The following is a 21,031-nucleotide window of genomic DNA, read 5'->3' as shown; positions in this document are numbered from 1 at the left end:
GTCGTTTCCGTGCCCCTGGATTGGGTCATAGTGTCTGTCGTATGTCTATCCTGCGACGCCTCGATTCTTGCGGCGGCAGATACCTAATCCCCTACGATTGGCGGTAATGGTCGAAGAAGTCGGCAAGGTCTTCGAGCGACTCTTTGAGCACTTCCATGCGCGGCAGGTACACGATGCGGAAGTGGTCAGGCTCAGCCCAGTTGAAGCCGCCACCGCGCGTGATCAGGATCTTCTTCTCGTGCAGCAGGTCGAGGGCAAACTGCTCGTCATCGGTGATGTTGAACTTCTTCACATCCATCTTGGGGAAGATATAGAACGCCGCACGCGGCTTGACCACCGAGATGCCGTCGATCTTGTTGAGTGCCTCATACACAAAGTTGCGCTGCTCGTAGACACGACCGCCGGGGCGGATGTAGTTGTTAACAGACTGATGGCCGCCGAGCGCCGTCTGGACGATCGACTGAGCCGGCACGTTGGAGCACAGGCGCATGTTCGAGAGCATGTTGATGCCCATAATAAAGTCGCTCATGCAGCGCTGGTTACCCGAAAGCACCATCCAGCCAATACGATAGCCCGCGATCATGTGCGACTTGGAAAGGCCGCTAAAGGTGACGCAGGGCAGGTCGGGGGCGAGTGATGCAATGGAGACGTGCTCGTAGCCGTCCATGCACAGGCGGTCGTAGATCTCGTCGGCAAAAATCATGAGCTGGTGCCTGCGCGCGATTTCAACGATGCCCTCGAGCACCTCGCGCGGATAGACCGAGCCCGTGGGGTTGTTGGGGTTGATGATGACGAGGGCCTTGGTCGCGCTCGTGATCTTGGACTCCATATCCTCCAGGTCGGGATACCAATCCGCTTGCTCATCACACAGATAGTGAACGGGATGACCGCCGGCAAGGGTTGCGCACGCCGTCCAGAGCGGATAATCGGGGCTGGGGATCAGAATCTCGTCGCCATTGTCGAGCAGCGCGTTCATCGAAAGCTGAATGAGTTCGGACACGCCGTTGCCCGTGTAGATGTGCTCCATCTGAACATTGGGCAGGCCCTTGATCTGCGAGTACTGCATGATTGCCTTGCGCGCGGAGAACAGACCGCGCGAGTTGGAATAGCCTTCGCAGTCGGGCAGCTGCTGGCGCATGTCCTTGATGACCTCATCGGGCGTGCGGAAACCAAAGGGCGCGGGGTTGCCGATGTTGAGCTTGAGAATACGCTCGCCCTCGTCCTCCATACGGGCGGCCTCGTCGACGACGGGGCCGCGCACGTCATACAGGACGTTATCGAGCTTGGTGGATTTAGAAAAAGTACGCATGGTGGTGCTCCTTGGAATTTGAGCTGAGGGATGGGGTTCGGGCTTGGGCACGTTGCGAGGCGATGATTCCTCGCCTTGATCGGCGTCACCGGCGATCAGCCAGGTAACATCAACCTCCAAAATACGGGCGAGTAGCTCTGCCACATCGCGCCGCGGGATCGTCTTGCCGCTCACATATTGGCTCATCTGACTCTTGCCGAGTTTTTTGCCGAGCATCTCCGATGCGCGGATTACGTCCGACTGGCGAACGTCGCGATCGGACATAGTCTGTCGCAGGCGATCGCTAAACGTCTCTTGGGCCACAGGAACCTCCTTGCTGGCAAAGTTCAATTTATAGAACACGAATTGAACCTAAGTTCAATTTAGGCAGCAGTATAGCGCCGTACCTTATTCGGAAGTTCAATTTCACAAGAAAACGTACCGAACTCCGAGATTTGCCCAAGGCGGACAATGACGCGCACGCGTTTAGAGATATTCAAGGAATCGAGCGGCGGCAAGCGAAACGTCAGCCGTGCGATATATCGCGTTGATCTGCCGATGGGGATGTCCCTCGAGCGGACGCACGGCGACATCGAACTGACAGCGGCGCAAGATGAGCGCCGGAAGAATACTCACGCCCAGACCGTCCTCGACCATGGCCATAATCGCATAATCATCCCAGGTCGATAGCTTAGAACGCACCGCCAGACCCGCGCGGCGAAACAGCGGCGTAATCTCGTCGTCGCTACCGCGTTCCAGAAGAATAAACTGCTCGTTGGCCAAATCGGCAAGGGAAACGACCTCCGCGGTGGCAAGCGAGGAGTCCGCTGGCACCACGGCCATCAGCTCGTCTTGCACCAACGGCCGCGACGCCATGCCGGCGCCGCGTGGCTCGCGCGGAATAAAGCCCAGGTCGCAGCGGCCTTCCGCCACCCATTGCTCAATCTCGGAGTAATCACCCATCAGCAGCTCGTAATCGACATCCGGGTGATCAGCGCGAAACCGCGCGATCACCGGCGGCAGTACATGGGTCGCCACACTCGAGAATGTACCGATACAGATCTTGCCACGCATGAGCCCCCGCATCTCGTCCACGCGTCGCTGCAGGCGGCCAAACTCTTCGCATAACGCCTCGACTGCCGGCATGACCTGCCGCCCGTCGGCAGAAAGCACCACGCCCTCGCGGCCGCGATCAAGCACCTTAAAACCCCAGTCTGCCTCAAGGTCGCCCACCATGCGGCTCACGCCCGACTGCGAATAGCTCAGCCGCTCTGCAGCATGCGTAAAGCTGCCGGCACGCACCGTCTCGAGCAGCACTTGCATCTTTTGAATATTCGTTTCCACGGCATCCCTCCACCTTTACATGAGTTTTTGTCATGTTATCCATGCATTATATTCGCTTTTCTTCTAAAGCCACCTCACCCATAGTGAACATGCTCGGATATAGAGGAGATGTCAGCACATGAACAACGGACTGTTTACGTACTTAGCAGCATTGCTATTGTTTGGCTCCAACGGCATCATCGCCGCTGCCATCGCGCTGCCGAGCTCCGATATCGTACTGTTGCGCACGTTTTTGGGCGCTCTCACCCTTGCCGCCATCCTCTTCATAACCAAGCGCCATAACCTGCAGGCTCCGTCTCGCCCCCGCGAGGCCGCAGCGCTCATCGTCTCGGGCGCCGCGCTGGGCGCCAGCTGGATTTTCCTGTTCCGCGCCTATCAGACGATCGGCGTTGGCATCTCCTCGCTGTTGTATTACTGCGGCCCCATCATCGTTATGGCCCTCTCCCCGCTCATTTTTGGCGAAAAGCTGACCGGCGGCAAAATCGCCGGGTTTATCGCCGTTGCCTGTGGCGCCTTTCTCATTGCGGCGCAAGGTCTAGGCGGCAATATGCCCATTGCGGGTATCGCTTGCGGCATCGCCTCGGCCTTCTGCTACGCCTTGATGGTCATCGCTAGCAAGGGTGCGCCACACATCGAAGGCCTCGAGAACTCCACGCTCCAGGTGAGCGCCGCCTTTGTAACCGCGTTGATCCTTACGCTCTTCACGCAAGGTGCCCCCTCGTTCCTCTCCCCCAGCATTGCCGCCGGCATCGATTGGGGCGCCGTCGCCATGCTCGGCGTCGTCAACACCGGCATCGGTTGCCTGCTCTACTTTAGTGCCGTCGCCAAGCTGCCCGTCCAGACCGTCGCGGTCGTCGGCTACCTCGAGCCGCTTTCGGCCGTCGTGTTCTCCGTTGCCCTTTTGGGAGAGACCATGACGCCCATCCGCCTCATGGGCGCCGCGTTGATCATCGGCGGCGCGATCTTTTGCGAAGTCGCCGGCAAACGCGCAGACACCAAAGCAAGCATCGCCCAAGCAGCACGCGCCTAAAAGCCCCTCTTCAGTTTCAAAGCAGGGGCGCGTCCGTGGTTATCACATTGCAGCAAGACCATACAGCCGGTGCGCCCCTGTTTTGAAATGCTACCTGCGTACATGAATAATCCCCAGATGGGGATTATTGTCTAAAACACCCCGATGTGCCAAACTGCTCTTATATGTATAAAGATGGCATAAAGGTTATCTGCCCTAGACAGATAACCGGATGTCTAAGGGAGTCCACGTGGCACACAACAAACTGGAGGCAAACCTCCAAGACCAGCACGGACAGAGCGGGCATGGAGCCATTCCCCTTTCTGCTGGTATGTTGCTCGTAACGCTCGGCGTCGTCTATGGCGACATCGGCACGAGCCCTATGTACACCATGAAATCAATCGTCGCCAACAACGGCGGCATCGGTACCGTCAGCGAGGACATGATCCTGGGCGCGCTTTCGCTCGTCATCTGGACCATGACGCTCGTAACCACGGTCAAGTACGTGCTAATCGCCATGAGGGCCGACAACCACAACGAGGGCGGTATCTTCGCCCTGTTCAGTCTCGTGCGCAAAGTGGCGCCGTGGCTGATCCTTCCCGCCATGATCGGCGGTGCGGCGCTGCTTGCCGACGGCATCCTCACCCCCGCCGTCACGGTCACCACAGCCATCGAGGGTCTGCGCACCATCGAGTGGGGCCACGCGCTATTGGGCGACGGCCAGACCAACGTCATCATTATTACCATCATCATTATCTGCGGCCTATTTGCCATGCAGCGCGCCGGCACCTCGTCAATCGGCAAGCTCTTCGGCCCGCTCATGACGCTATGGTTCCTGTTCCTGGCGGGCGCCGGCCTGTTCAACATGCTCGGCAACCTGTCCATCTTGCGCGCACTCAACCCCATCCGCGGCATCATGTTCCTGTTCTCGCCCATCAACCACTCGGGCATCATGGTGCTCGGCTTCGTCTTCCTGTCGACGACCGGCGCCGAGGCGCTCTATTCGGACATGGGTCACGTGGGCAAGGCTAACATTTACGCATCCTGGCCGTTCGTAAAGGCGGCCCTCATCCTTAACTATCTGGGTCAGGGCGCTTGGCTGCTCGCCAACAACTCCAATCCCCAGATGCTCGCGATGGACATCGTCAACCCGTTCTACATGATGCTTCCCGAGCCCCTGCGCCCCTTTGCCATCGTGCTATCGGCCGTAGCGGCCATCATCGCCTCGCAGGCGCTTATCACCGGCTCGTTCTCGCTGGTATCCGAGGCCACGCGTCTCAACCTTATGCCGCATCTGCGCATCCACTACCCCAGCGACACCAAGGGTCAACTCTATATTCCGCTCGTCAACAACATCATGTGGGTCGGCTGTATCTTCATCGTGCTGCTGTTCCAAAACTCCGAGCGCATGGAGAGCGCCTACGGCCTCGCCATCACCGTGACTATGCTCATGACCACGACGCTTTTGACGAGCTATATCGCCGGCATCCTCAAGCACAAGCTGGGCGCCTGCGTCTTTGCCCTGCTTTTTGGCGCCATCGAGCTCTGCTTCTTTGCCTCGTGCCTCACCATGTTCTTTGACGGCGGCTATGTGATGATCTTCCTGGCCTCGCTGCTGTTTGGCCTTATGTACGTGTGGCGCCGCGGCACCGCCATCGAGCGCACGCAGACGATCCTGCTGCCCGTCTCCAAGTACATCGATCAGCTCAACCGCCTGCGCAACGACGAGACCTACCCCGTGCTCGCCGACAATCTGGTGTTCCTCACCAACAGCCCCGACCCGCTCACGCTCGACCGCGACGTGCTCTATTCCATCCTGGACAAGCACCCCAAGCGCGCCAAGGCATATTGGTTCATCAACGTGCACGTTACCGACGAGCCCTATACGCACGAGTATTCCGTCGAGACCTTTGGCACGGACTTTTTGTTCCGCGTGCGCCTGGACCTGGGCTTTAAGGTCAACCAGCGCATCAACGCCTATCTGCGTCAGATCGTTGGCGACTTGATGACATCGGGTGAGCTGCCACCGCAGCATCACACCTACTCCATCTACGAGACACGCGGCAACGTGGGCGACTTCCGTTTTTGCATGCTGCGCAAGATGCTTGCCCCCGAAACGGACATCAACCGCAACGACCACCGCGTGATGGCCATCAAGTACGCCGTCCGCCGCGCCTGCGGAAGCCCGGCACGCTGGTACGGTCTTGAGAACTCGGCGATCATCATCGAGTACGTGCCTCTCTTTGCCCGCATGCGTCCGGCGGTCAAACTCGTACGCACCCATGTGCCGCTCGAGGTCCAGATCGAAGAAGCCGAGGAAATGGAAGTCGATATCTTCTCGGACGACCTGGTCAACGGCAACGAGGCCGGTAGGGACATGAACGTCGATCCCACCGAATTGCTCGAGAGCGTCGCCGATACGCCCGAACAGCAACTGCTCGACGGCCTCGAGAGCGCCCAGCTCAACGACGCCAACTTCTAGCGACGTCGCGCATCAACGACAGCGCCCCTGCACCTCACAGGAGATGCAGGGGCGCTTTGCATTTCAGTAAAGCCCTCGGCTACGAACGACGCGGCTCGGGAACCACAAGCCTATCGGGGCTCGCGCCCTCGGCATCCATCAGGCTCACGTAGCGAATCGACGGATCCTCATACATCGCGTAGTAATAATTGCCTGTGCGCGCGCTAAAGCATCCGGTATAGATAGTCTTCTCGAACTTGCCATCGCCCATCCTGGACGCCCCCTCAATCATCACCACGCCCTCGAGTGAACGGAACATGCGGACGACGTTTTCGGTCTCGCTGTCTTTTTGCGGGTAATTGGCGTTGAGGTACGCTGCCTTTACAAAACGGCTCGGCGAATAGCAGTCGCCGGGAATGCCGCGCATGCCGGCACCGGCTCCATAGGGCTTAAGCTCGGCGCCACGCCACGTCGCCGTCTGCGGAAAATCGCTTGTGGCGGTGATATAAGTGCGTAGGTTTTCCATATGCCACGGGAAGGTGGGCTGATTGGCAAGGGTGTCGACCGGATCGTCGTATACATGCAGGCCGTCAGCCATCATCTCGACCACGATGCTACGCTGGCTGTCGCCGATAATCCAATGGAGCAGCGACACGCCCAGCCCCTCTCCGGCAGATTTGGCGACAATCACCGTGTCGCGCAGCGCGGCCTCGACCTCATCGACCGTCGAGAACGTCGCTGCCACCCACAGGGGAAACTCATAGGCCGCGATATTGGTCTTGCCGTCGACAGGGTCCTCGGCATACTCGGCATAACCCGGGAAATTGAGACCTGCCACGGCGAGGCCCGCATCGTTGCCGCAGTCGAAGAACATAGGGTAGTTCTTGTAATCGATGCACATACCGATCACCGCGTGTGCCGCTGTCGTGTCGTCGATAAACGAATACGGAATGTGAAACCCGCGCGGCATCACGCGAACCTGTTGGCCGTAGTCAAAGCTCCAGTCGAGGTTGCGGCCCAGATACATGTTGCCGGAATTATCGGTAAATCGAATGCTCGTACACATAGCGCCTCCTAGCTTTACGTTCTTGCTAAGTTCATTGTCACCAAACAAAAAGGCGCTAAACACAAAAGCCCGGACATGACAACAATGTCACGCCCGGACCAAAAACGACGAAGTGCGGTGCTGTGGTCGCCCTAGACAAGCTTGCCAAGACAGTGATCGATCATATGCTGGATCATCTGCGCCTCGAAGCCCACAAAGTCCTGCTTGCGCTCGCGCATCTTGCCATCGACGATCTGGTCAAAGGCAACCTTGCACTTGATATAGCGCGTGGACTTGGTGACCCCCTCGTGCGTCAGGCAGCTCTCCTCCATCTTGCTGGCGCCCAGGCCAAACACCAGACGGGGGTTGTAGAGCACGTGGGGCTCGCCGGCGTCGTCCAGGTAGACGCAGACCTTCTTGGTAACGCCAATCTGGTTAGCGGCAAGGCAGCCGGCATCGTCGAGCGACTTGATGGTATCGATCAGGTCCTGAGCAACCGACTCGTCCTCGACGGTCGCAACCTCGCAACGCTGGGACAGGATAGCCTCGTCGTGGCAAAGCTCTTTAATCATACGTTCCTCCATAGGGGTTGTTGTAACCGCTTAAGTATACGGTACCCACACATTTTCATGCGATAAATACCGTCCGTCTGTTACAAAGCGCCGAACATCAACATGCGAGGAACAGCAAGGTTGTAAAGACGATATAGTAAGTGAGTTCGTGTCAATCGGCCTAAACTCGGGGCCGAACAAGGAAAGGGTATGCATGGACGAACTTTTTCACGTCAGTGAGCGCAAGTCCACAATCGGGACCGAACTTCGCGCTGGACTGACAACATTCCTGGCGATGGCCTACATCATCGCCGTCAACCCCGCAGTGCTCTCGGGCGCTGGCATTGATGCGGGAGCGCTCGCCTGCGCCACCTGCCTGGGCGCCGGCATCATGACCATCTGCATGGGCATCTTCGCAAACCGCCCGCTCGCCTGCGCTTCAGGCCTGGGCATCAACGCCATGATCGCGGGCATCACCACCACCATGTGCGGCGGTGACTGGCACGTCGCCATGAGCGTTATCTTCCTCGAGGGTATCGTCATCTTGCTGCTCGTCCTTTGCGGCCTGCGCGAGGCCATCATGGACGCCATCCCCGTGGTCCTGCGCCACGCCATCTCGGTGGGTCTGGGCCTGTTTATCGCCATGATCGGCCTGTGCGACGCCGGCATCATCACCGCTGGCGCCGGTACGCTCGTCGGCCTGGGCGACATCGCCTCCCCCACCTTTATCGTCGGCATCATCTCCATCGTCGTGACGGTTGCCCTGGCTTCCCGCAACGTGCCGGGCTCGCTGCTCATCGGCATCATCGTCGCCGTTATCGCCGGAATCCCGCTGGGCGTCACCCATGCGCCCGAGGGCCTCATCGCACCGCTCGACTTCTCGACCTTCGGCGCCCCGTTTGCCAGCACTGCCGACGGCAACCTTGCCATCGTGAAGGTCCTGACCGACCCGATGCTGCTCGTCGTTGCCTTCTCGCTGCTCATGAGCGACTTCTTCGACACCATGGGCACCGCGATGGCCGTCGCCAAGCAGGGCGAGTTCTTGACCGAGGACGGCAATGTCGAGGACATCCGTCCCATCCTGGTCGTCGACTCCGTGGCCGCTGCTGCCGGTGGCTTTATGGGCGTCTCCTCCATCACCACCTTCGTCGAGTCCACCTCTGGCGCTGCCGACGGTGGCCGCACGGGCCTCACCTCCGTCACCACCGGCGTGCTGTTCATTCTCGCCGCGTTCTTCTCCCCCATCGTCACCATCGTTTCCAGCGCCGCCACCTGCGGTGCTCTGGTCTACGTCGGCTACCTCATGATGAGCGAGGCCTCCGAGATCGACTGGTCCGACGTGTCGCAGGGCTTCCCGGCGTTCATGATTGTCGCCGGCGTGCCCTTCACCTACTCCATCTCTGCCGGCATTGGTCTGGGCTTTATCGCCTACGTGGTCGTCGCGCTCTTTAAGGGCGAGGCATCCAAGATCAAGCCGCTCATGTGGATCGCAGCCCTTGCCTTCCTCGTCTACTTCTTTGTAGCGTAACGGCAAAGCTGCCAAAGCAGAACACCAAAGCGCGGAGTCGCATCGAGCGGCTCCGCGCTTTTCTTTTAAAGCCAGGCACCGCACGGACGCGCGATGTATTGCCTCCCAAGTTTTGGACATTTTGCCCTCCAAACGGCACTACCGCCGGCTACATCCTGCAGATATGCTGGGCGTAATCGCATAGGCCCTATGAGGATGGGAGTAACCATGGCCACCTTGTTCACGACCCCCAAGCGCAATGATAAAACCTCAGGAGCCCATTTTGTCGAGCCCGACGTGCACCGTCGCACGCTGCTCGCGCACGGCAGCTGGCGCCGCGTGACGCGCCGCATCGTCTGCGGCCTGGCCTGCGCGCTCACGGTAAGTTCGCTGCTCATGCCGAGCGTCTCGCTCGCGGCGGAGTGGGTGGACGTTGGCGGCGTCCGCCATGAAGCGGCCGCGGGGCCCACGGGAGACGCCGCCGGCACCTGGAGCTGGGACGGCGCCGACGATATGAAGCTCAACGGCTATGACGGCGGTGCGATCAAGGCTGCGGGCAAGCTCAACATTGCCTACGAGGGCAAGAACACCGTGAAAACCGAGCCCGATTACACCGGGGCCGCCATCAAGGCGCAGGATTGCACTAGCCAGAAAGCAGAGTTGAACATAACGAGCTCGAATAGCACGGATGAGCTCAATGTGACAGCCGAGGCCGATGCAATTAAATCAACAGGTGACCTTTCCATTTCTGGCCCAGGCACTGTGAACACCACAAGCACTAATTCCGACGGAATTGAGGCAAAGGGCGATCTCTCTATCACAGGCTCGGGCACCGTGAATGCAACGGGCGGTACCGAAGGCATCCAATCCAAGGGCAAGACCACCATCGATTCCTCTGGTACAGTGATCGCTAAAGGAGGCGAAGGTTACGGCGTCGCCGCGGGCAGTGACCTGATCATCAAAGGCGGTGGCAAGGTAGAAGCAAGCTCGATAGAAGAAGCGGCGATTTGGGCTGACGACAACATCGACATCTCGGGCGGCAGCCAGGTCAAGGCGAACTCCGAGGGAGATCTTGCCGTCAACGCTGAGGGCAGTCTCGCGGTCACGAACGCCTCCCTTGACGCAAGTGGTGTTAAATATGGCGTCTATGCTTGCAAGGGCGCTATACTCGATCACGCGACCGTAACGGTCCGCACAAGCGCGAGCGGCGGCCAGGCCATCGCCCTCATCACTGACGGGGACGACATCGTCATCAAGAATGGTTCCATCGTGGACGCGTTCGCGGAAGGCGAATTCTCGGTTGCAATCTCTACCAGAAACCACCAGCTCAACGACGCGGGCGGACACATCTACATCAGCGACTCCGTTGTTAAGGCTATAGCCCGCTATGTCGAGTCCGGTAGCGACGGCCCTGACCACTACAGCAACGACCAAAGCGGCGAGGTCATCCCTGAGCCTAGGGGTCTGAACATCGGTATCTTCGCCCAGACCAGCGAGGGCATCACGCCCGCGACTATTTCGATCGTCCGCAGCAAGGTCACTGCCGAAGGAGACACGGCGGCGATCTTCGCCCTTGCCATGAGCGCGGACGGCAAGGCAATCGGCACCATCGAAATCGAAGGCTCCACCATCCTGACGCCTGAAGGCGGCAAGGTCATTGACTATCGCAACAAAGAAGAGCTCAGCAACGGCGACATCTACGAAGCGGGTCAAACCATCGGCACGGGCGACGCTGTGATCGACTCCCCCTATAACGAAGCTGTCGCCAAGAGCACGGTCATCGTGCCTCCCGAGGAGATCAAACCCGAGGAGAAGCCAGGCGAGACCAAGCCCGAGGGTTCCAAGTCCGAGGGCACGAAGACAACCAAGACCGTTGCAGTTGCAGCCACGGGAGCCAAGACCACCGGCAAGCTCGCGGCAACCGGCGACGCCTCGAGCGTAGCCATCGTGGCAGCCGCCCTTGCGGGAACAGCCGCCATCGCCGCCGGCGCCGCGGTGAGTCGCAAGCGTGCATAGACGCCTCGATCTTTAACGCACGGGGCGGCACCCCCGAATACGCCTAGTCCGCACGCCGTTTAGCAACGCCACCGCCAAGCTCCCCTCCGGCGGTGGCGTTTCCTGTTTGCACTCGTATGGCGCACACGCGAGCGGAGTCGCAACAAGCGGCTCCGCGCTTTGTGATTAATGCCCGACAACGCGTAGGTGCGCAGCTTATTCCTCTTCCGGATTTTGGACATTTTGCCCTCCAAACGGCACTACCGCCGGCAACATCCAGCAGATACGCTGAATCTAGCCGTATAGGCCCTATGAGAACGGGAGCAACCATGGCAGCCTTGTTCACGACCCCCAAACGCAATGACACTACCGCCGGAACCCATGTTGCCGAACCCGACGTTCGCCGTCGCATAGGACTCGCGCACGGCAGCTGGCGCCGCGTGACGCGCCGCATCGTCGTAGGCGCCGTGTGCGCGCTCACGGTGAGCTCGCTGCTCATGCCGAGCGTCTCGCTCGCGGCGGAATGGGTCAAGGTCGGCGGCAACAAGTACAACACCGCGGCGAGCGACGAGGCCGGTACCTGGTCGTGGGACGGCGCCGACGACTTGAAGCTCAACAACTATAACGGCGGCGAGATCCAGGCCGCAGGCAAGCTCAACGTGAATTACTCGGGGACCAACATCGTCACTGCCGAATGGATCGAAGGCATCAACGTTTCTCATGGCACTAACGAGAACGCCGAGCTCAATATCCAAGGCGACGCGGGCAGCACGCTCAGCGTGACATCTACTGAGGACGCTATCCTCTCCACGGGTAATATCAACATCGACGGAGCCGGATCCGTCAACGCCACGAGCACTGGGTTTGACGCCATAAATGCCGGGGGTGATCTCGCTATCAAAGGTTCGGGCAACGTCAACGCCACGGGTGCATCGGATGGCATCAGGGCAAACGGTAATATCACGATTGACGACAGCGGAGCCGTCACCGCCAGGACTACCGAGGACAAGGGTATTGGAACCGACAAGAACCTCACCATCAAGGGTGGCGGGACGGTCGAGGCAAGCTCAGCTGATGGTGAGGCCCTTTGGAGCGGCGGCAATATCAACATCTCGGACGGCAGCCAGGTCAAGGCAAGCTCCGAGAAAGACGCTGCCGTCGAGGCCAAGGGCAGCCTCGCAGCCACAAACGCCTCCCTCAACGTAAACGGTGTTGAATATGGCGTCTATGCCCACAAGGGCATCACCCTCGATCATGCAAACGTGACAGTCCGCGCAAGTAAAGGCAGATACGGTAGCGCCATTGCCCTCTTCACCTACCCAGACGATATCGTCGTCAAGAACGGCTCCACCGTGGACGCGTTTGCGGAAGGCGAGGTTTCGGCTGCATTCTCCACCAGAAGCGATCGACCCAACGAGGAGGGTGGCCACATCTACATCAGCGACTCCGTTGTCAAGGCCATAGCCCGCTATGTCGAGAACGGCGACGGCCCCATCCCCTACAGCGAAAACCAAGATGGCGAGACGAGCCCCGAGCCCCAAGGCGAGAACATCGGCATCATCGCCCAGACCAGCGAGGGCGTCACACCCGCAGTCATCTCGATCATCCGCAGCAAGGTAACGGCCGAAGGAGATACAGCGGCAATCTTTGCCCGTGCCATGAGCGCTGACGGCAAGGCAATCGGCACCATCAAGATTGAGAACGCCGCCATCCAGACGCCCGAAGGCGGCAAGGTCATTGACTATCGCAAGCTCCGTGACGGCATCTACGAGGCAGGCCAAGCCATCGGCACGGGCGACGCTGTGATCGACTCCCCCTATAACGAAGCTGTCGCCAAGAGCATGGTCATCGCACCTCCCGAGGTAGCCAAGCCGGAAGACCCCAAGCCCGACGAGACCAAGCCCGCAGAAAGCAAGCCCGCGGAGTCCAAGCAGAACCCCAAGCCTGAGGGCTCAAAGCCGACCAAGGCCGTTGCGGCTTCAATCACGAAAGCCAAGACTACCGGCGTGCTCGCGGCAACCGGCGACACCTCGGGTGCGGCCATCGTGGCAACCGTCCTTGCGGGAACAGCCGCTATCGCCGCAGGCACCATGGCGAGCCGCAAGCGCTCTTAGACGCCTCTGCGCACATGGCAGCTCCCGCGAAGGCTCCGAGTCCCAGCACCGTTTAACAACGCCACCGCCGAGCTCCCCTCCGGCGGTGGCGTTTTCCATATGCGTCCGCAGGGTATGCACGAGATTGTCTTTGGTCTAGCCCAACCTGCATGAGCCGGCGTGCGACAATGGGGGCCGTCGATATCACAACGCCGAGAGAAGCCCGTCATGGAAGCGCATCAAAAGCAGATAACCGTTCATGCACAGCATGCCGAAAGCGCACCAGTCATCTATCTTCCCGTGGTCATGGGCGACGGCACGGAGGTTTATGAACGCTGCCGAGAGCTCGGCTGTCCACCGTTCACCCTTGTCGCCATTGGCGGGCTCGATTGGAATCGCGAGCTGAGTCCCTGGGAATGCGACGGGACCGTGCGCGATGCCGAGCCTTTCGGCGGCCAAGCTGCCGGTTTTCTTGATGAGTTACTGAACCGGATAATCCCAAAGGTCGAATTATCGCTCCCACAGCCACCTGCTTGGCGTGGCATTGCCGGTTATTCGCTGGCGGGTCTCTTTTCGCTTTGGGCCCTCTGGCAAACCGACGCCTTTAGCCGCGCCGCAAGCGCATCGGGGTCGTTGTGGTTTCCCGACTTTGTCGATCGCGCCAGCACGACCCCTTTTGCCGGCAACCCGCAGGCCGTCTATCTGTCACTCGGCAAAAAGGAAACCAAGACGCCCAACCGCATGATGCGGCACGTACTTGACGACACGCGCGCAATGGAAACGTTGCTCGTTGAGCGCGGCATCCTCACAACACTGGAACTCAACCCCGGCAACCACTTTGCCCAAACCGACCTGCGCATGGCGCGTGGCATCCACTGGGTTCTTGCGCACTAAAAAGCCGGCCATGCGCATCGGACGCATGGCCGGCTTTTTAACTGAGTTGGACACAGCTGCTATTCGGCAGACCCTTCGAGTTCCGAGACATCAAACTCAAAGTCATTACCCGGCAGAATCGCATTGAGCACGATACCCACCAGCGAACCCACGGCAAGACCCGAAAGCGAAATCGTCACGCCGCCCAGCTCCAACACGATGGCGCCGGCGGTGCTGTACGCGATGCCGAGCGAAAGCACGAGCACAAGAGCGGCCACCAGCACGTTGCGGTTGTTCTGGAAATCGACCTGGTTCTCAATGAGGTTGCGCACGCCTACGGCACTGATCATGCCGTAGAGTACGAGCGACACGCCGCCGATAACGCATGGCGGCATGGCGGCGATCACGGCAGCGAACTTGGGGCAGAAGGAAAGCACGATGGCGCAGCACGCGGCAATGCGAATCACGCGCGGGTCGAACACGCGCGTCAGAGCGAGCACGCCGGTGTTCTCGCCATACGTGGTGTTGGCCGGAGCGCCAAAGAGCGAAGCCAGGATCGTAGCGAGACCATCGCCGAGCAGCGTGCGATGCAGGCCGGGATCGGCAATGTAGTTACGCTCGCAGGTGGAGCCAATAGCGGAGATATCACCGATATGCTCGATCATGGTTGCAAAGGCCAACGGCATGATGGTGATGATGGCGGTCGTGGCAAGGCCGCTATCGAACTGCGGCCCAAAGAGTGCAAACACGGTGTTGTCCCACACGATGGGAAGACCGACCCACGGCGCGGCGGCAACGCCCGAAAAATCGACCTCACCCAACGCGGCGGCAACGGCATAGCTCACCACGACGCCCAGCAGGATCGGCACGATCTTAACCATGCCGCGACCCCAAATGTTGCAGATCACGATAACGGCAACGGCAATAACAGCCACAAGCCAGTTGGTCTGGCAGTTGGCAATAGCGGAGCTCGCCAGAATCAAGCCGATGGAAATGACGATGGGACCGGTCACCACCGGCGGGAAGAAGCGCATGACGCGCTTGGCGCCAAACGCGCGGAAGAGTGCCGCAAGTACCGGATAGAGTAGACCGGCGCAGGCAACGCCCAGGCAGGCGTAGGGCAAAAGCTCGGCCTCGCAGTTGGGCGCGATGGCGGCATAACCGGCAATAAAGGCAAACGATGAGCCCAAAAATGCCGGCACCTTACCGCGCGACAGGAAGTGGAACAGCAGCGTGCCCAAGCCGGCAAACAAAAGCGTTGCCGAAACCGAGAGACCGGTGAGCACGGGCACCAGCACCGTGGCACCAAACATGGCAAACAGGTGCTGTAGGCCGAGCAAAAACATGCGCGGGCGGCCGAGCGACGATGCGTCGTAGATGGCATCGGTGACGGCGGGCGTCGAAGACTGGGACATGGATGTCCTTTCGAATGGAAGGGCGATCGGGCATATCGGATAACCTGCCCGAACGATACGATCCGAACCATTGTACGCGATGCACCATGTCTCGCACGCGCCGTCACCTGCAAACGTTACCGCTATTTCCAAACGCGCTCGGCGATGCGTTTGACCAGGGCGATCTTTGCCCACTGCTCGTCCTCGGTCAGCTTGTTGCCAATCTCGCAGCTGGCAAAGCCGCACTGGGGAGACAGATACAGGTTCTCGAGCGGCACGTACTTTGCGGCTTCGCGGATGCGCTCGACGATAACATCCTCGTTCTCGAGCTCTGCGGCCTTGGTGGTCACCAAGCCCAGCACGACCTTCTTGCCCGGGGCAACGTAGCTGAGCGGCTCAAAACCGCCGGCGCGCGGCGTATCGAACTCCAGGTAGAATGCGTCGACATCCTCATGTGCAAACAGGTACGGCGCGATGGGGTCATAGCCGCCCTCGAAAGCATAGGTAGAGTGGTAGTTGCCGCGGCACACGTGCGTGTTAATGACGAGGTCGTCGGGCTTGTCCTCGATGGCGGCGTTGTTGAGCGCCACGCCCAGCTCGCTCACCCTTTGCAGGTCAACCGGGCTCATGCCAGTCTTGGACACAAAGTCGGTATCGCAGTAGATGCCCCAGGTGCAGTCATCAAACTGGATGTTGCGGCAGCCCGCGGCATACAGGTCAGCAATCACGGTGCGGTATGCTGCGGCAATGGCATCGACGAGTTCTTCGTCGGTCTTGTAGACGGCGTGCAGACTCTCCTGCTGGCCATCGCAGCGGTCGAGTGTGACTTCGGAGAACGTCTGGATCGGCGCCGGAATGGTCTGGCGCGCGACCTGGCCCTCTCCCTCGAGCGACTTGATAAATTTGAAGTGCTCGACGAACGGATGATTCTCACCGCTAATGGGACCGGTTACCACGGCGGTGTCGGCGGTAGTCTCCTCATCGTGGAACATGTAGCCCGTGCGCGAGGCGCGGCGCTCAATGCCGTTGAGGCCCCACATAAAATCGAGGTGCCAGTAGCTGCGGCGGAACTCGCCATCGGTAATCACCTGCAGGCCGGCAGCCTTCTGCTTGGCCACTAAGTCGCGGATGGCCTCGTCCTCGACGGCCTTAAGGCCGGAAGCGTCGAGTTTACCCGCGACATAGACGGCACGGGCGTCCTTTACAGCCTGCGGACGAAGAAAACTGCCGACGATATCGGCACGAAACGGCGCGTTCGGTTGAATCAAAGTGCTCATAGATATCTCCCTTTGCATTGGTTGCTTTACTGGGACAGAGTATGAGCGCTCATATGGACATCGTAAAATATGCGTTTATAACAGTTTGATATAGATGCTTCCTATATTAGTTGGGACTGCCATAAAGAGATTTGACCCGTGCAGAACGCAGCAGTCTAGATGTGCTGACGAATCGCTTCGATATAGGCCTGCCCGTAGCGCGTAAGCGTCGTGTTCTTGCGCGTGATGATGCCGATCTCCATGTACTCGTCTACATCGAGCGGAATGGAGATAATGCCGGGGCCGTTAAGTTCATGGCTGATCACGCCCGAACACACCGTGTAACCGTTAAGGCCCATAGCTAGGTTGAACAGCGTCGCACGGTCGCGCACGCGGATATTCTTGCGGCGCTCAAAGGTCGAGGTCAGCTCCTCGGAATAGTAAAACGAGTTGTAGCTGCCCTGCTCATAGGACAGGAACGGGTAGTCTTCCAAGTCCTCGAGCGTCACACTCGAGCGACCCGCCAGCGGATGGTCGGAGCACACAAAGACATGCGGCGTAGCGCAGAAGAGTCCTTCGAATACGAGCTCGTTGGCCGCCAGCATGCGCTCGATGACCTCGCGATTGTGCTCCGACAGATACAGGATGCCGAGCTCGCTTTTCATATGCGCGACGTCCTCGATAATCTCGTGGGTCTGCTCCTCGCGCAGGGTAAAGTCGTAGCGCGCGGCATCGAACTCGCGGATCACATCGACAAATGCATTAACGGCAAAGGAATAATGCTGGCAGCTCACACTAAAGTGCGGCACCTGCTCGGACGTGCCTTTGTACTTGCCCTCGAGCAGGTCGGCCTGGTCGAGCACCTGGCGCGCGTAGCCCAAGAAGGTCTCGCCTTCCTCGGACACAATGACGCCCTTGTTGGTGCGCTCAAAGATGTGTACACCCATCTCGTTTTCGAGATCGCGAATTGACGCGGTAATCGAAGGCTGCGACACAAAGAGCCGGCGCGAGGCCTCGGTGATGCTGCCGCATTCGGCAACTTTGACGACATATCTGAGCTGCTGGAGCTTCATGGCTTTCTCCCTAGACGTTCGTGACGTCGAAACCCGTCGCGTCCATCTGACGCATAAACGACGGCATCTCCCCCGTCGCGGCGCAGGCGGCAATCTGATGCAGAGCCCCGGCAACCGCATCATCTGCCGCAGCGCCGATATGCCAGCGCGCGGCAGCCGTGACGGCCTCGTTGGCATTGGCGACTGCAACGGAATTGGGAACGGCATCGATCATGGGCAAATCGTTATCGGAATCGCCGAATACGGCCACCTCGTCGGGCGTCAGGCCCAAAGCGCGCGCCAGCTCCAGCGCAGCACAGCCCTTGTCCCAGCCGGTCGGAAGAACGTCGAACAGGCGCACGCGGTTGTTGGGAAACACGAGCGAGAGCTCCGGCACCTCGGCGGCAACACGCTCGCGCAGCTCGGCGAGCTCCTCGCGCGAACGGGCACTCCAGATATTCGCCTTGTATACCGGGGCATCGTCAACGACAGGGCGACAGGGAGCCTCTTCGCCCTTGAGCCACGCGTTGCCGCCTGACTCCATGGCGCGACGCACACGCTCGGGATCGCTTGTCACGCAATAGGCGTCGTTGTCCCAAAAGTCATCACCCAGACGGTAGACCTTCAAATAGGTATCGTCGGTCTCTTGCTCCAGGTAGTCGGCCAGGCGTATAAGGGCATCGTTATCAGTTGCGCGCGAGGCAACCGCCTCGCCATCGACAAACATCACCTGGCCGTTGCAAAACGCACCGGTCGAGAAGCACTCGGAGCGATTGCGGAACATCCAGCTCATCGCGGACGGCTGGCGACCCGAAACCGGGCCAAAATGCAGGCCCGCCGCCTGCATGGCATGAATGCCCTCGATGGCGCAGTCGCTGGCGCCATCGTGTCCAGCAGGAATCAGCGTATCGTCCATATCGGTCAGAACAAGTTTGATCATAAGGTCCCCTCGGTCATTCTTTATCCCGTCTATTGTAACGACCTGCCAATAAGGGACAGGTTTATCTTGGCAGGTTTTATCTGGGAAAATGCAGCGCCCCTGTTGCCACCTGCCAAAATAAACCTGTCCCATATTGGCAGGTGCGCTAGTATAGGGAACAACAGATTCGATGCGGGAGTGCCGGCGGTGCAAACCACAAGGCTGAGAGGGCATAGGGCCCAATCCTTTGAACCTGTCAGTTAATGCTGGCGTAGGGAGCATGCCGCCTTTACAGGGGCGCTGTCTATGCACAGCGCCCCTTTTCTATGCCAAGGAGGCATGTGCAGTGATTGATTCGGAACAGCTTAAGCAACATATGGTCAAGGCCGTAGAGGAGATTCGAGCCACCAATCCGATGGCCGGCTCCATCACCAACACGGTGACGATCGACTTTGTCGCCAACGCGCAGCTCGCCGTGGGCGGTTCGGCCGCCATGGTCTATCTGCCCGACGAGGGCGAGGCGCTCGTTGCCGGCGGCGCCGCCATCTATCTCAACATGGGCACGCTCTTCCCCATCTACGAGCAGACGATTCCCCGCGCGGCCAAGGCGGCACACGACGCCGGCAAGCCCTGGGTGCTCGATCCGGTGGGTCTGGGCATCGGTAGCCTGCGCACCCAGCTGGTAAACGAGCTCAAGCAGTACAAGCCCGCCATCGTACGCGGCAACGCCTCCGAGATCATCGCACTCTCCGGCCTGTGGGGTCTTGAGGGCGAGTCGGCCGATCTGAGCCGCGTACGTGGTGTCGATACCACCGACACGGTCGACGCCGCCCGCGATGCCGCCGTGGCGCTCGCTCGCTACACCGGCGGCGCCGTTGTGGTCTCGGGCGAAGTCGACCTGATTACCGACGGCACGACCGTGGCCAAATCCCACGGCGGCAGCCCGCTCATGTCCAAGATTACCGGCTGCGGTTGCTCGCAGGGCGGCGTGCTGGCCGTGTACGCCTGCGCTGCCGATCCGTTTACGGCAGCCGTCTGCGGTACCGCCGTCTACAACGTCGCCGGCACGCGTGCCGCCGCCGTCGCCGATGCCCCGGCAAGCTTTAAGGTCGCCTTTATCGACGAGCTCTACCGCGCAACCGCCCAAGACATCGCCGATAACCAACTCGAGCTCGAGGAGGCATAAGCCATGTCCGAGCCCGCAACCAATGCCGGCATGAACACGCTCGTCGCTGTGGCCATCGCCCCGTGCGGCACCGGCGATGAACTGTCCGCCGAGGTCGCCGAGGTCGTGCGCGTCATTCGCGAGAGCGGCCTTCCCAACCGCACCACCTCGATGTTCACCGAGATCGAGGGCGACTGGGACGAGGTCATGCAGGTCGTGCGCGACGCGACCTTTGTGTTAGCGAACAAGGGCATCCGAACCGAAGTCGTGCTCAAAGCCGATATTCGACCTGGATTTACCGACACCATGACCGGCAAACTCGAGCGCATGGAAGCGCAGATCAAAAAGCAGGAGGAAGCACGATGAGCATCCGCGACAACCTTGATATCTCGGCCTATCTGGTGCTCGGCCCCGAAAACACCCTCGGACGCCCCGTGGGCGATGTGGTGGCCCAGGCGCTCGACGCCGGCTTTACCTGCATTCAGGTGCGCTCCAAGGTGGCAAGCGCCCGCGAGATCATTGCGCTGACCGGCGATGCCGCGCAGGCAATCGCACAGGCCGGCAAGACCGGTCAGGTCGCCTTGCTGATCGATGACCGCCTTGACTGCGTACTCGCCGCACGCGAGCAGGGCATTGCGGTCGACGGCGTGCACGTGGGCCAGAGCGATATTCCCGTCGAGGTCTGTCGCAAGCTGCTGGGCCCCGACGCCATCGTGGGCCTTTCGGCCCGTTGCGAGGAAATGCTCGAGTACGTCAAGACCGCCGACATGAGTCTGGTCGACTACCTGGGCATCGGCCCGCTCCACGAGACCGAGACCAAGCGCGACTGCGGACGCGCAGCCGATGGCTCCATCATCACCAAGAGCTTTGAGGACCTGGCCGCACTCCACGCGGCAAGCCCCGTGCCCATCGTGGTGGGCGGCGGCGTTAAGACGGCCGACTTGCCGCAGCTTAAGGCAACCGGCGTCGACGGCTTCTTTGTGGTGAGCGCCGTCTGCAGCGCCGACGATCCCTACGCCGCGGCCAAGGAGCTTGTCGACACCTGGCAGCAGGCATAGGCATAGGCCGAACAGCTGATT

17 protein-coding genes and 1 riboswitch are annotated in these 21,031 nt (G+C 60.0%); of the genes, 9 read left to right on the top strand and 8 right to left on the bottom strand.

Going from position 1 to position 21,031, the window contains the following annotated elements; translation table 11 throughout:
* Positions 1 to 91 precede the first annotated feature (91 nt).
* Positions 92 to 1,573 carry an aminotransferase class I/II-fold pyridoxal phosphate-dependent enzyme gene (locus DXD56_RS06420; RefSeq protein WP_117640619.1) on the bottom strand — a complete coding sequence of 494 codons (1,482 nt, stop codon included), beginning with the start codon at positions 1,571 to 1,573 and terminating at the stop codon, positions 92 to 94.
* A gap of 201 nt (positions 1,574 to 1,774) precedes the next feature.
* The gene (locus DXD56_RS06415; RefSeq protein ID WP_117640615.1) at positions 1,775 to 2,632 is read right to left on the bottom strand and encodes a LysR family transcriptional regulator; all 858 of its coding nucleotides are present in this window, start codon (positions 2,630 to 2,632) and stop codon (positions 1,775 to 1,777) included.
* 118 nt (positions 2,633 to 2,750) lie between these two features.
* On the opposite strand from DXD56_RS06415, the gene DXD56_RS06410 reads away from it, so the two are divergent.
* Together DXD56_RS06410 and DXD56_RS06405 are read left to right on the top strand one after the other, a co-directional pair.
* Complete coding sequence (locus DXD56_RS06410) at positions 2,751 to 3,662, top strand: DMT family transporter (protein ID WP_117640614.1); 912 nt, start codon at positions 2,751 to 2,753, stop codon at positions 3,660 to 3,662.
* A gap of 211 nt (positions 3,663 to 3,873) precedes the next feature.
* Positions 3,874 to 6,123: a KUP/HAK/KT family potassium transporter gene (locus DXD56_RS06405; RefSeq protein WP_117640613.1), complete on the top strand. Its 2,250-nt coding sequence runs from the start codon at positions 3,874 to 3,876 to the stop codon at positions 6,121 to 6,123.
* Positions 6,124 to 6,202: 79 nt separating this feature from the next.
* Here the strand turns inward: DXD56_RS06405 and bsh are convergent, their stop codons facing one another.
* Positions 6,203 to 7,168, bottom strand: a complete 966-nt coding sequence (bsh, locus tag DXD56_RS06400) for a choloylglycine hydrolase (protein ID WP_117640612.1) — start codon at positions 7,166 to 7,168, stop codon at positions 6,203 to 6,205.
* 131 nt (positions 7,169 to 7,299) lie between these two features.
* Positions 7,300 to 7,719, bottom strand: coding sequence for a peptide deformylase (locus tag DXD56_RS06395; protein WP_117640611.1), 420 nt, complete (start codon positions 7,717 to 7,719; stop codon positions 7,300 to 7,302).
* A 193-nt stretch (positions 7,720 to 7,912) separates the two neighbouring features.
* On the opposite strand from DXD56_RS06395, the gene DXD56_RS06390 reads away from it, so the two are divergent.
* From DXD56_RS06390 to DXD56_RS06375, 4 genes are all read left to right on the top strand, one after another.
* The gene (locus tag DXD56_RS06390) at positions 7,913 to 9,226 is read left to right on the top strand and encodes an NCS2 family permease (protein ID WP_117640610.1); all 1,314 of its coding nucleotides are present in this window, start codon (positions 7,913 to 7,915) and stop codon (positions 9,224 to 9,226) included.
* A 207-nt stretch (positions 9,227 to 9,433) separates the two neighbouring features.
* Positions 9,434 to 11,221, top strand: coding sequence for a hypothetical protein (locus DXD56_RS06385; protein ID WP_117640609.1), 1,788 nt, complete (start codon positions 9,434 to 9,436; stop codon positions 11,219 to 11,221).
* A gap of 308 nt (positions 11,222 to 11,529) precedes the next feature.
* Positions 11,530 to 13,314 carry a carbohydrate-binding domain-containing protein gene (locus DXD56_RS06380; protein ID WP_158549367.1) on the top strand — a complete coding sequence of 595 codons (1,785 nt, stop codon included), beginning with the start codon at positions 11,530 to 11,532 and terminating at the stop codon, positions 13,312 to 13,314.
* 207 nt (positions 13,315 to 13,521) lie between these two features.
* Positions 13,522 to 14,187, top strand: coding sequence for an alpha/beta hydrolase (locus DXD56_RS06375; protein ID WP_117640607.1), 666 nt, complete (start codon positions 13,522 to 13,524; stop codon positions 14,185 to 14,187).
* A gap of 59 nt (positions 14,188 to 14,246) precedes the next feature.
* On the opposite strand, the gene DXD56_RS06370 is transcribed toward DXD56_RS06375, so the two are convergent.
* From DXD56_RS06370 to DXD56_RS06355, 4 genes are all read right to left on the bottom strand, one after another.
* The gene (locus DXD56_RS06370) at positions 14,247 to 15,581 is read right to left on the bottom strand and encodes a uracil-xanthine permease family protein (protein WP_117640606.1); all 1,335 of its coding nucleotides are present in this window, start codon (positions 15,579 to 15,581) and stop codon (positions 14,247 to 14,249) included.
* Between the two features lie 122 nt (positions 15,582 to 15,703).
* Positions 15,704 to 16,837, bottom strand: coding sequence for a 5-methyltetrahydropteroyltriglutamate--homocysteine S-methyltransferase (locus DXD56_RS06365; protein ID WP_117640605.1), 1,134 nt, complete (start codon positions 16,835 to 16,837; stop codon positions 15,704 to 15,706).
* Positions 16,838 to 16,992: 155 nt separating this feature from the next.
* Complete coding sequence (locus tag DXD56_RS06360; protein ID WP_117563541.1) at positions 16,993 to 17,889, bottom strand: LysR family transcriptional regulator; 897 nt, start codon at positions 17,887 to 17,889, stop codon at positions 16,993 to 16,995.
* Between the two features lie 10 nt (positions 17,890 to 17,899).
* Positions 17,900 to 18,808, bottom strand: a complete 909-nt coding sequence (locus DXD56_RS06355) for an HAD-IIB family hydrolase (protein ID WP_158549365.1) — start codon at positions 18,806 to 18,808, stop codon at positions 17,900 to 17,902.
* 163 nt (positions 18,809 to 18,971) lie between these two features.
* Positions 18,972 to 19,082, top strand: a riboswitch (TPP riboswitch).
* A 51-nt stretch (positions 19,083 to 19,133) separates the two neighbouring features.
* Here DXD56_RS06355 and thiM point away from each other — a divergent pair.
* The 3 genes from thiM to DXD56_RS06340 are packed head-to-tail and all read left to right on the top strand — an operon-like array spanning position 19,134 to position 21,010.
* Positions 19,134 to 19,973 carry a hydroxyethylthiazole kinase gene (gene thiM / locus DXD56_RS06350; protein WP_233502662.1) on the top strand — a complete coding sequence of 280 codons (840 nt, stop codon included), beginning with the start codon at positions 19,134 to 19,136 and terminating at the stop codon, positions 19,971 to 19,973.
* 3 nt (positions 19,974 to 19,976) lie between these two features.
* On the top strand, positions 19,977 to 20,318 hold the full coding sequence (locus tag DXD56_RS06345; RefSeq protein WP_233502661.1) for a thiamine-binding protein: 342 nt from the start codon (positions 19,977 to 19,979) through the stop codon (positions 20,316 to 20,318).
* On the top strand, positions 20,315 to 21,010 hold the full coding sequence (locus tag DXD56_RS06340) for a thiamine phosphate synthase (protein ID WP_006234517.1): 696 nt from the start codon (positions 20,315 to 20,317) through the stop codon (positions 21,008 to 21,010). The genes DXD56_RS06345 and DXD56_RS06340 overlap by 4 nt, the downstream gene beginning before the upstream one ends.
* The last annotated feature ends 21 nt before the right edge of the window (positions 21,011 to 21,031 follow it).

It is taken from the genome of Collinsella sp. TM06-3 (assembly GCF_003436395.1).
Classification (GTDB): domain Bacteria; phylum Actinomycetota; class Coriobacteriia; order Coriobacteriales; family Coriobacteriaceae; genus Collinsella.
The sequence above is the reverse complement of the archived record's forward strand: the minus strand, read 5'-3'. Positions and strand labels throughout refer to the sequence as shown.